This window comes from Corynebacterium sp. MSK150 (assembly GCF_030229215.1).
Classification (GTDB): Bacteria; Actinomycetota; Actinomycetes; order Mycobacteriales; family Mycobacteriaceae; genus Corynebacterium.
In genome coordinates this window covers 73,837-84,363 of record NZ_JASPHM010000012.1, presented here as the reverse complement: position 1 = coordinate 84,363, position 10,527 = coordinate 73,837, and the positions used below count along the sequence as shown (strand labels likewise).

Sequence of the window (10,527 nt, the reverse complement as noted above, 5' to 3'; positions counted from 1 at the left end):
TGCAATATCGAAATCAGACCCTTGAAGCCCTAACCGCCTAGAATTAAACCAGTCCAACTTTCGGGGGCCAGTTCACACATTCACGCGGGGGACGGTTCAGCGATTGAGTCCTTTTACTTCGTGGCGTCCGCCAACGGCTGCTCGATCTTATCCAGCAGGTAGTCCAGACTCAGCACTGTTTGCCATCCAAAGGCTTTTTCTAGGTCGCCTTCCAAGTAGACACTGTGCCCATCCTTCACAGCGGGTAGCTTGCTCACGATTGGATCCTCGGTAACAGAAGCCTTGTCCTGCGTCGGAGCGTAGGACAACTGATCCCACACCAGTACGTCAGAATCAACCTGATCAGCGTTCTCCTTGGAGACCTCGCCGTAGAATTTATCCTTGGTGATTGCCGCGTAGGCGGGGTTGATCTTGAACCCCAGCTCGGTAAAGAAGCGGCTGCGCGGATCTTCTTCAGCAAAGACGGCCAGGCTGTCGGCAGAGACGGTGGCCACACCGAGTTCCTTCTCGGCCCACTCTGGGTGACGGTCCTTTAGGTCTGCAAACTTCGCTTTAACCTGCTCCACCTGATGTTTTGCCTCTTTAGGCTTGCCTACGGCTTGTCCAATCTCTTCCGTAGTCACGTCCCATGGCTGCTGCAGTTCTTTATATTCACCCTTTTGCACAACGACAGGGGCGATATCGGACAGCTTCTTGTATGTATTTTCATCAATATCCGAGTACACGGCAACGATGAGATCTGGCTTGTCCTTAGCGATAGCTTCCGCATTGACCTCTGTGTCTTTGTCGATTCGAGGAGTATCGCCCTCGATCTTGTCGTTAGACCAGTTGCCCGCAGCCTGCCCGTCTGGGGTCATGCTATCCCAATACTTCACGGAAACCGGCGTGATTCCGAGCGCCAGCAGCGCGTCCTGATCCGTATACCCTAGGGAGACCACGCGCTGCGGGACTTCCTTGATTTCGGTGGAACCATAGCGATGCTCGATGGTGGTGGGGAATGCACCTTGCTCGGCGTTGACCGCCTGGGAGTCTGCAGAGTTTTCGGATTGGTCATCAGTCGAACACGCCGTCACCGCGGTGCCCAGAGCCAACACAGTAGCAGTACCGACAAGAATTTTCTTGAATGTCATTTTTCTCCGTTATTACTGGTGACGGATCTCAGCGCAAGGCCTAGCCCGTTCACGAATGGGGAAAGGTCAGAATATTTGGTTGGTTATACCCAAATGGGGGGGGGCAACCAAGTTCCCCAATCGTTGGAGACAATGACATATTCTCGCACGTTAAAAGGATAACTTAGGCTTGCCTAAATAATCAATGTTACGCTGGTCACCAAAAGATTTCCAGGCACCGCCTATGCGATGCACATGCAGCACACTCAACTTTGAGACAGGCACTACAAAAGGTGCCGCATAGAGTTTCACCTAAATAGTGGGCGCCTAGGGCCAGTTGCGATGACTTGCAGCCCTTCACTTTTACAGTCTTTTAATTAAATGAAGGCTTACCTTACATGAAAACGGTAATATGCTTGTCCATGATTGACAATCACACCCAGCAACTGCCTGAGCCACGCCTCGGGCGCAGCTCCTCTCCCCGCCCAGCGGGAGTAGCTAGGTACCTGTCTCCACCCCGCGGCTCAGGGATTCTCATCGCTACCTGTGAGCCGAAGCTCTCCAAGGCAACCCGCCGCAGCGCCGGTGCTCGCTGGGCACTATTGGCTGGGAGTGGGGGCATCGGCAAGCGGCAGCAGCGATTGGAGGCCACGCCATGAGTGTGCGCACTACCCGCCTCCTGGGCCTAGGAGCTCTGCTCTTGCTGGTCCTCGTTGGCACTATCTGCAGTTTGCTGTATGGCGCCCGCTCCATTCCTGCGGAGGACGTGTGGGCCGCGCTGCGGGAACTGCCGGCCGCACGCGGTGCCCAGGACGAAGTTTCCACCAACCAACGCGTGGTAGCTGAGCTGCGGCTGCCGCGCACCATCCTGGCCATAATCGTGGGGGCGGCACTGGGAGTCGCCGGTGCTCTAATCCAAGGCCACACCCGCAATCCCCTGGCGGATCCGGGAATCCTGGGTGTCAGTTCCGGCGCGGCGCTAAGCGTTGTAGTCAGCTTCGCGCTATTTGGCATCACCGCCCCGTGGGCCACCGCGGTGATAGCCTTCCTCGGCGCTATCGCTGCCACGGCACTGGTCTTCGGCCTCGCCTCCGCAGGCAAGGCAGCCGTCGATCCCTTGACCTTAGTGCTGGGCGGCGCCGCATTGTCGGCGGTCTTAAGCGCCATCACCAGCGCCTTCGTACTCACCAATGAGAATAACCTGGACCGGATGCGCTTTTGGACCGTCGGCTCCCTCGCCGGCCGGGATATGAACATCGCGCTAGGAATCCTGCCGTTCATAGTGGTGGGACTGATCCTGGCGTTCGCTACCGGCCCGCAGTTGAATATTTTGAACTTAGGCGACGACGTGGCCGCAGGGCTCGGCATCAATACCGCGGCCGCAAGGCTGGCCGGCATGGGCATCATCGCCTTGCTGGCTGGCGCGGCCACGGCTGCAGCGGGCCCGCTAGGCTTCATTGGCCTGGTAGTGCCCCATATCGTCCGGGCTCTTACCGGCCCAGATTATAAGTGGATTTTGCCGTACTCTGCGCTAGCCGGCGCGGCGCTGTTGCTATGTGCTGACGTAGTGGGCCGCCTCATCGCGCGCCCCGGCGAGCTCCAAGTGGGCATCGTATTGGCCTTCGTTGGCGCGCCGTTCTTCATCGCCTTGATCTACCGAAAGAAGGTGATGACGCTGTGATGCGACGAAACAAGGCTGCGCAGGCCGTACAAGATAAACAAAGCGCTTCGTGGCAGATGCCGGGCGGGGTACCATTCCGGGCTGGGCCCATCTCGTTCCTCTGGCGCCCACGGGTGGTGCTGGTATGCATCATCGCCGCGGCGCTCACCGTCTTTTTAGGCGCGCTTTCCATCGGGCTGGGTGACTACCCTATTTCCGTTCCCCGAGTACTAGAGGTGATTTTCCAAGGGCAAGGATCCCTCGTGGAAAAACTCGTGGTCTTGGAGTGGCGCATGCCCCGAGTGGCCACGGCCATCGCGGTCGGCTGCGCGCTGGGGCTTTCCGGTGCGCTCACCCAAACGGTCACCCGCAACGCGCTGGCCAGCCCCGATATCCTCGGCATCACTACGGGTGCCTCGGCCATGGCCGTAACGGTCATCGTCCTTGGCGCCGGCGGCAGTGGATTCGCCGGCTGGCTTGCCGGAATCGGAATTCCCCTAGCCGCATTGCTGGGTGCGATTCTTAGCGCCATGGTGATCTGGGCATTGGCTTGGCGACGCCAAGCTGATTCCTACCGCCTCGTGCTCGTAGGCATTATCATCACCGCGCTGCTGAGTTCCTACATCAATTTCCTCATGGTCCGCGCGGAACTGCGGGATGCAAGCCAAGCACAGTTCTGGCTCACAGGATCCCTGGCCAAGTCGGAGTGGAGCACCACCATTCCCATGGTTGTCCTTGTGCTTGTCTGCGCCCCGTTGCTGGCCTGGATCGCCTACCAAGCACTGGCCACCACTCTGGGGCCCGACCTCGCCCGAGCGCTGGGCCAGCGCGTCAACGCCGTGCAGGTGGCGATGTTGGCATTGGCCGTAGCTCTAGCTGCAGTAGCAGTTTCTGCTGCCGGCCCCATCGGTTTCATCGCCTTTGTAGCACCCCAAGTAGCACTACGGCTGTGCGGGGTACCCAGCCCACCGCTTGCGGCCTCGGCTCTTACCGGCGCAGTGCTACTGCTCGGTGCGGACATCGTGACCCAGGCTGTCCTGCCGGTGGAGCTTCCGGTGGGTATTGTCACCTCCGCACTGGGCGGCGTCTTCCTCATCTACCTACTCGTTCAACGCACTAGGAGCACAGACGCATGACCTCCCCCATCCCCCAGCCAAGCGCAGACCACCCGAATACCGCCGGTGGCGTGGATGCTTCCTCGGTCACCGTGGGCTACGGCCAGCGCACCATCATCCGGGATCTCAGCGCCACTTTCCCAGCCGGCAAAATCACCACCATCGTGGGGCCCAACGGATGCGGTAAATCAACCTTGCTGCGCGCCATGTCTGGCCTGCTCAACCTTGATACCGGAACCGTGAGCGTGGATGGCCAGAATATCTCGGACATGAAGCGCAAGGACGTCGCCCGCATACTGGGCATGCTGCCCCAATCCCCCGTGGCCCCAGAAGGGCTATTGGTCTCCGATCTGGTGGCCCGCGGGCGGCACCCACATCAGGCATGGTTCCGCCAGTGGTCCTCCACGGACGAAGACGCGGTCTTCGAGGCCCTAAAGCAAACCGGTTCTGCGGATCTTGCCAGCCGTACGTTGGATGAACTTTCCGGCGGCCAGCGCCAGCGCGTATGGATCTCTATGGTGCTGGCGCAAAACACCGACATCCTTTTCCTAGATGAGCCAACGACGTACCTTGACCTCGCGACCTCCGTGGACATCCTCGAACTAGTCGATAGCCTGCGCCAAGAGCTTGGCCGAACGGTGGTAATGGTGCTGCACGATCTGAACCTGGCGGTGCGCTACTCCGATTATCTCGTGATTATGAAGGAGGGGCAGGTCATAGCTTCCGGCGCACCCGCAGAAATCATCACCGCAGAGCTACTGCAGGACGCTTTTGATCTGCGGGCGCGGGTCATCGAGGATCCAGAGACTGGAGACCCGCTCATCGTCCCGCTCAGGAAACCGGCTTAGGCCCAAGGCCTAAGCCCACCCACTAGGGTGGCGCATAAGAAAAGACCCTGACCGGAACTTAATCTGGTCAGGGCCTGGAAGTTGGTAGCGGGGGCAGGATTCGAACCTACGACCTCTGGGTTATGAGCCCAGCGAGCTACCGAGCTGCTCCACCCCGCGTCGAGATGACTTCCATCATCTGCGCTTGAACAGTGCGTTAACACAAAGTGTATTCGCTCTGTCCTGGCGACTCATGTAACTATACATAGGGAAAGGCACCTACCCAAATCCGCTGGGCAGGTGCCTAATCCATCGCGATTATAAGCCGGAACTACTTGTCCGTCTTCTGATAAGACTCCACAGCCTTATCGAGCTCATCTAGGGCGCGTCCGTATTCCTCGAAGGAACCATCGCGTGCATCTTCAAGCCCCTTCAGGGCCTTGTTGATGTCATCGATGGCGCCCGCCTCGTCGGAAGAAGACGGAGCGGAAGCTGGAGCCGAAGGCTTATCGTCCTTGGACTCGTCCTTCTTCTCCTCATCCTTGGCGCCGTCCTTGTCCTCGGAATCGCCGTCAACTTCCTCGATGTTCTGGGCAGACTTGGCGTCGATTCCCACCTGCTCGAGGGCATCGCCGATGGTCGGGGCATAGCCCACGCGGCCCTTATAGGACACGAGCACGCGCAACAGCTTCGGGAAGGCAGAGGCCTGGTCCTTGCGCTGCGAGTAGATCGGCTCGAGGTACAGGATTTCGCCACCACCGACTGGCAGGGCTAGCAGGTTGCCGTTGTGCAGGTCATTGGTGCCCTCCCACAGGGTGCGGTCGCGGGCGACCTGGTCGGAGGACATCATCGCATCCTGCGCCTGCTTCGGGCCCTGGGTCTGTGTATTGGTGGGCAGTACGCGCACGGTGATATCGCCGTAGTTCTCCGGTTCGGAGGATACGGCCATGTGCGCAGACAAGAACTCGCGGTTAAGACCACGGTAAGAGGTGGTCAGCTGGAAGGTCGGCTTGCCGGTCTCCGGGTCAGCGGCCATCACGTAGTACGGCGGCTGATTGAGCTGACGGGATTCCTCCGCGGTGGGGTCATTCGGCACGGACCAGAAGGCATCGTTATTGAAGAAGACATTCGGGTCATCCACGTGGTAGCGCGCCAACAGGTCACGCTGCACCTTGAACATATCCTCCGGATAGCGGAAGTGCTCGCGCAGCTCATCGGAGATCTCAGCCTCAGGCTTAACGACGTCCGGGAACACACCCTCCCAAGCCTTGAGCACTGGGTCATTCTTGTCGAACTCGTAGAGGTCCACAGTGCCGTCATAGGCATCGACGGTGGCCTTGACCGAGTTGCGGATATAGCCGACCTTGTCATTGACCAAGCGCTGGGTGGTGCCATCGGGATTAAGGGTGTCCTGGGTGGCGTCGGAAAGCGAGGCACGCTGGGAATAAGGCAGGGACTCCAAGGTGGTATAGCCATCCACAATCCACTTCAGGCGGCCATCAACCACGGCCGGGTAGGTAGCGGAATCGGTGGTCAGCCACGGAGCAACCTTCTCCACGCGCTCGCGCGGATCGCGGTCATACAGCAGCTTGGACTCGCTGCCGACGCGATCCGAGAGCAGGAAGTTCAGCTCGCGATACTTGGCGGCATACATGGTGCGGTCAAAGATATTGCCGATGCCAACGCCGCCCTTGCCGTCATAGGTATAGGTGGAGCTATCGGTGTCGTACTCGACCGGGTTATCGCCGGTCTTGCCGGTAATCGCATAATCCATGCCATCGGCCGCACCGGCAATGACCGGGCCGTAGTAGATGCGCGGCTGATCAACCTTAATGCCAAGGGACTTCTCTGCGTCCTGAGTTTCGCCTTCACCCTCGGACTCGCCGGCCTGGGTCTGTAGGTCAGACACGGTAAAGATGGGGAAGCCACCGCGGGCAGACCCTGCATCGCGAGCTACCTCGTCGACTTTATTGGCCTGCGCTGCCACAAAACCGTTGCCGTGGGTGTAGACGGTGTGGCGGTTAATCCAGTCCGACTGATTCTCCCGCAGCTCGTTCGGATCCAGCTCGCGGGCGGCGACAACGAAGTCGCGCTTCTTGCCGTCGATCTCGTAGCGGTCCATCGACAACGTCTCTGGGAAGCCGTAGAAGTTCTTCAGCTGCTGCATCTGGGTAAAGGTAGGAGAAAGGATCTCCGGATCCAGCAGGCGGAGGTTATTGATAGTGGCGTTATCAGAGGCCACCTTGTCATCAGAGACATCATCCCCGCCCCAGTTGTCTTCATAGGTGACGTGGTCATCAGTGAGCCCATAGGCATAGCGGGTGGCCTCGATATTGCGGGCGATGGATTCTTCTTCCTTTGCCTGGCGGTTGGGCTGTACGGAAAAGCGCTCCATCAGCAGCGGCCATGCCTGGCCAATGACCAGCGAGGACAGCAGCATCAGCACCACGGCCAGGCCGGGGATGCGCAGGTCCTTGATGACAACGGCCATAAACAGGGCCACGGCCACGAAGATGCCAATGATCATCAAGATAATTTTCGCCGGCAGGTAGGCGTGAATATCGGTATAGGAACCACCGGTAAAGAGGTCGTGCTGGGTATTAAGCAGCTCATAGCGCTCCAGCCAGTAGCCGATGACTTGGACTACCATCCACAGGCCGGCGGTAATCGCCAGCTGCAGACGAGCGGGGTGGGAGATGGAGCCGCGCACACCGGCGGCTTTATTACCAATGCGGATGCTGCCCAGCACGTAGTGGCCGAAAAGCGCGATGAGGAAGGCCAGGATCAACAAGATGGACAGGGTGCTGACCACCATCTTTAGAACTGGCAACGTGAAGGCATAAAAACCTAGGTCGTGGTGGAACTGGGCGTCTTGTTCGCCGAATTCCTGGCCGTTGAGGAAGAGCAGTACCGTGCGCCAATTGGACTGGCCGATGAAACCGGCGATGATGCCCACGATGGCGGGGATGACCTTGAAGAAGACGCCCATGGACTTCTCAATGGACTTGCGGTACTGATACACCGGCGAGTTCAGGTCTCCCAAGTCGAGCGAATCCGGGCGCCCGCGCCAGGCAAAGTAGCCGGCGGCCCACACCACTGCAGCGGCCACAAGACCGAAGATGATAAAGAGGACTATCCGCGCCATAATCGCGGTGGTGAAGACGTTCCGGTATTCAATCGCACCAAACCACCTCCAATCCGTGTACATGCCCACGAGCATGGGGCCGAAGAACAAGAGGACGGCAATGATGGCCGCAATGATTGTCGCGACCCGCGGGGGCCGCTTCAACGGGGCGGCTGGTGTGGATGACCCTAAGGACAACGCCAGCTCCAATCAACTAGTGCGAATTTAAAACCTGTAGACTTCTTCCAGCTTAAGGAAGCAATACACAGATAACGAATAAGGATGTTCATGAGTTCCCCCGAATTATCACAGCCAGCTCTAAACCGCGCGATGACCGAAGCCGTGGAATTCGTCCACGCCGAAGGCTGGGACGCTCGGCCCACCATCTTCGCGCTGGTTCCCACCCACTTGGTAGCCGATCAGCTTGCCGCACTCGATGAAGAGGATGCCGCGCCGCTTACCCTTATCGTGCAAGATAATGTGCCCGAAAACATTGAGCCCGGTTCTGAGCAGCTGGCCGATTATGTCTCCCGCCTGGCCTGGCCGCGGGAGGTCGCCGGCGTCATCTTGGCCCAAGAAATTAAGTTCCGCGATACCTCCAGCGAGGACCCCTCCCCTCGCCCGGCGCGCCTTTATTCCGGTGCGCTGCGCGAGGAAGGCATCGAAACCACGTTGCTGCAGCTGCGCCCCACCGAGGAAGAGCTGGAAGCGGCCGGACCGTTCGCGGAAGATGACATCCAGCTGCGCGGCGGTCCCCAGGTAGCTCCGGGGGTTATTGCGGCTTTGCGCTATGGGCTGAACCAAGACCCGGATGAGCTAGATTAGACTGAAGTGACAATTCTCGCCTGCGACTAAGGAGCATTTTCCTACCGTGCGACGCATTACTCTCACTCGCCTGACCGCCACCCGCGCCACCGCAGCAGCGCTTCTGCTGGGTGTAGGCGTGAGCACTGCCGCTTGTTCCTCGGACGATGCCGCGCCTGCCGACGCCCCCGTGGAGACCTCCCCTGCCGGCGCCGAGTCCACCGCCCCTGCGGCGGATACCGCTGAGGAAACCAACACCGCCTCTAGCTCCTCTTCCACCGTTGAGTCCAGCGCGGAATCGAGCGCGGCGGAAAGCTCGGAGGCCTCGGAGGGGGCGTCGGCAAGCAAGGAACCCGGCAACGAAAAATTGGAAAAGTCGGTGGCCAAGGCCTATGACATCTTTGCTCCGGTAGCGCCCAAGGAGCTCTTCGCGCACTTCGACCGCTGCGATTCCACGGGCGGCGACGATTCCTATAACTGCTCTGGGCCGGAGGTAGGCCAGTTCCAGTTCTTCCGCTCGCACTCCAAGGCCAAGCAAACCACGCAGGTGCTCACCGAGCTGCGCAGCTCGCAGGTCATTGAGGATGACGGCGACCGCGTCGTAGGCTGGTCCACCTTAGGAACCACCGCAGTCATCACCGTGGTGGACAATAAAGAAGGCATGGTTATGCAGCAGATGATCTCCTCCGACCAGGAAGACCCGGAAGAGAAGATCAAGGAGCTGGGCCTAGCTAAGTAGGCCGACTACTGGCAAGTTTTAATATCCTTGCCCTCCGCGAAGTCCTTCATCGTCGACACGGCTTCATCCAAGGTGGAAACTTCCGCGATGGGCATATCGCCGTGGTCGCTCGCGGCGGCCTCGGAGCAATTATCCTTCGGCGCGAGGAAGAGCTCCGCGCCCGCCTCGTGCGCCGCGGCAATTTTATGTTGGATGCCGCCAATGGGGCCCACTTTGCCGTCTTCCTGAATTGTGCCCGTACCGGCCACGAACTTGCCGCCAGTGAGGTCTTCCTCGTTGAGCTTATCGATGACCGCCAGGGTAAACATCATGCCGGCGGAGGGACCGCCAATATCCTGCAGGTTGTATTTGACCTTAATATCGTCTTGCGGGACCGAGAGCATGGCGATGCCCAGCATTGCCTGTCCCTTCTGGTGGGGGTTCTCCCCTAGCTCGATTTCTTCTTCTTGCTCCTTGCCGCCCCGCTGGACGGTCAGCGTGACCTTATCGCCAGGGCTTTTCTGCTTAATGACGTCTTGGACCTCGCCCGGTTCCGAGACCTCCTTGCCGTCTACTGCGGTTATGACATCGTCCTTCTTCAGCGTGCCCTGCGCCGCGCCCTCATCCATGACTTCCGCGATGGTGATCTTTACCGGCAGGTGCAGGTAATCCATGGCCGCCACGGTGGCTGCAGACTCGGACTGGGTAAAGGCCTGCTTATTGGACTCTTCTACCTCTTTATCGCTCATATTCTGCGGAATGACGGTATCGATGGGCACGATGGTGTCATCGGTCATCATCCAGCGGCCCAGCGCCTGCGCGAGGGTCATATTGGTGCGCACAGACACCGTGGTCATGTTGAGGTGGCCGTCGGTGTCATAGGTTTTCGGCGCCTGGACATCGACGACCTGGGTGCCGTCGACCTCACCCAATGTGTCCACCGTGGGTCCTGGGCCTTCAGCGGCATAAGGCACGGTCAAAGACACATCGGTGCCGGGGATATGGTCAAGCGATACCAACGCACCGGTGAGGACGACGGGGATGGCACCCCATGCGATGGTGCGGACGCGACGGCTAGCAGGAGAATTCACGGATCAATACCCTACAACCTTTGCCGTAGTGTTCGCTGTCAGCGTAGCGGGGATCATGGAAAGTAGCCGGATGGTGCCG

The 10,527-nt window shown here is 59.4% G+C and carries 9 protein-coding genes and 1 tRNA gene; 6 read left to right on the top strand and 4 right to left on the bottom strand.

Going from position 1 to position 10,527, the window contains the following annotated elements; translation table 11 throughout:
* Positions 1-113: 113 nt before the first annotated feature.
* Complete coding sequence (locus tag QP941_RS08780) at positions 114-1,130, bottom strand: iron-siderophore ABC transporter substrate-binding protein (RefSeq protein WP_225745794.1); 1,017 nt, start codon at positions 1,128-1,130, stop codon at positions 114-116.
* Positions 1,131-1,531: 401 nt separating this feature from the next.
* Between QP941_RS08780 and QP941_RS08775 the strand changes: the two genes are divergently transcribed.
* The 4 genes from QP941_RS08775 to QP941_RS08760 are packed head-to-tail and all read left to right on the top strand — an operon-like array spanning position 1,532 to position 4,732.
* On the top strand, positions 1,532-1,768 hold the full coding sequence (locus QP941_RS08775; RefSeq protein WP_141745903.1) for a hypothetical protein: 237 nt from the start codon (positions 1,532-1,534) through the stop codon (positions 1,766-1,768).
* A complete protein-coding gene (locus QP941_RS08770; protein WP_049156169.1) occupies positions 1,765-2,790 on the top strand; it encodes a FecCD family ABC transporter permease in 1,026 nt (341 codons plus the stop codon). Before QP941_RS08775 ends, QP941_RS08770 begins: the two co-directional genes overlap by 4 nt.
* Positions 2,790-3,905 (top strand): FecCD family ABC transporter permease, encoded by a 1,116-nt coding sequence (locus tag QP941_RS08765; protein WP_284868691.1) that lies wholly within the window; start codon positions 2,790-2,792, stop codon positions 3,903-3,905. The genes QP941_RS08770 and QP941_RS08765 overlap by 1 nt, the downstream gene beginning before the upstream one ends.
* Positions 3,902-4,732, top strand: a complete 831-nt coding sequence (locus tag QP941_RS08760; protein ID WP_225745795.1) for an ABC transporter ATP-binding protein — start codon at positions 3,902-3,904, stop codon at positions 4,730-4,732. Before QP941_RS08765 ends, QP941_RS08760 begins: the two co-directional genes overlap by 4 nt.
* A gap of 82 nt (positions 4,733-4,814) precedes the next feature.
* Here the strand turns inward: QP941_RS08760 and QP941_RS08755 are convergent.
* Both QP941_RS08755 and QP941_RS08750 read right to left on the bottom strand, forming a co-directional pair.
* Positions 4,815-4,891 (bottom strand) — tRNA-Met (locus tag QP941_RS08755).
* Positions 4,892-5,042: 151 nt separating this feature from the next.
* Positions 5,043-8,000 carry a UPF0182 family protein gene (locus QP941_RS08750; RefSeq protein WP_225747339.1) on the bottom strand — a complete coding sequence of 986 codons (2,958 nt, stop codon included), beginning with the start codon at positions 7,998-8,000 and terminating at the stop codon, positions 5,043-5,045.
* Positions 8,001-8,123: 123 nt separating this feature from the next.
* On the opposite strand from QP941_RS08750, the gene QP941_RS08745 reads away from it, so the two are divergent.
* A complete protein-coding gene (locus tag QP941_RS08745) occupies positions 8,124-8,660 on the top strand; it encodes a PPA1309 family protein (RefSeq protein ID WP_005322346.1) in 537 nt (178 codons plus the stop codon).
* A gap of 46 nt (positions 8,661-8,706) precedes the next feature.
* Complete coding sequence (locus tag QP941_RS08740; RefSeq protein WP_284868690.1) at positions 8,707-9,378, top strand: beta-N-acetylglucosaminidase; 672 nt, start codon at positions 8,707-8,709, stop codon at positions 9,376-9,378.
* Positions 9,379-9,383: 5 nt separating this feature from the next.
* Here the strand turns inward: QP941_RS08740 and QP941_RS08735 are convergent, their stop codons facing one another.
* Positions 9,384-10,448 (bottom strand): YlbL family protein, encoded by a 1,065-nt coding sequence (locus QP941_RS08735; protein WP_284868689.1) that lies wholly within the window; start codon positions 10,446-10,448, stop codon positions 9,384-9,386.
* Positions 10,449-10,527 lie beyond the last annotated feature (79 nt).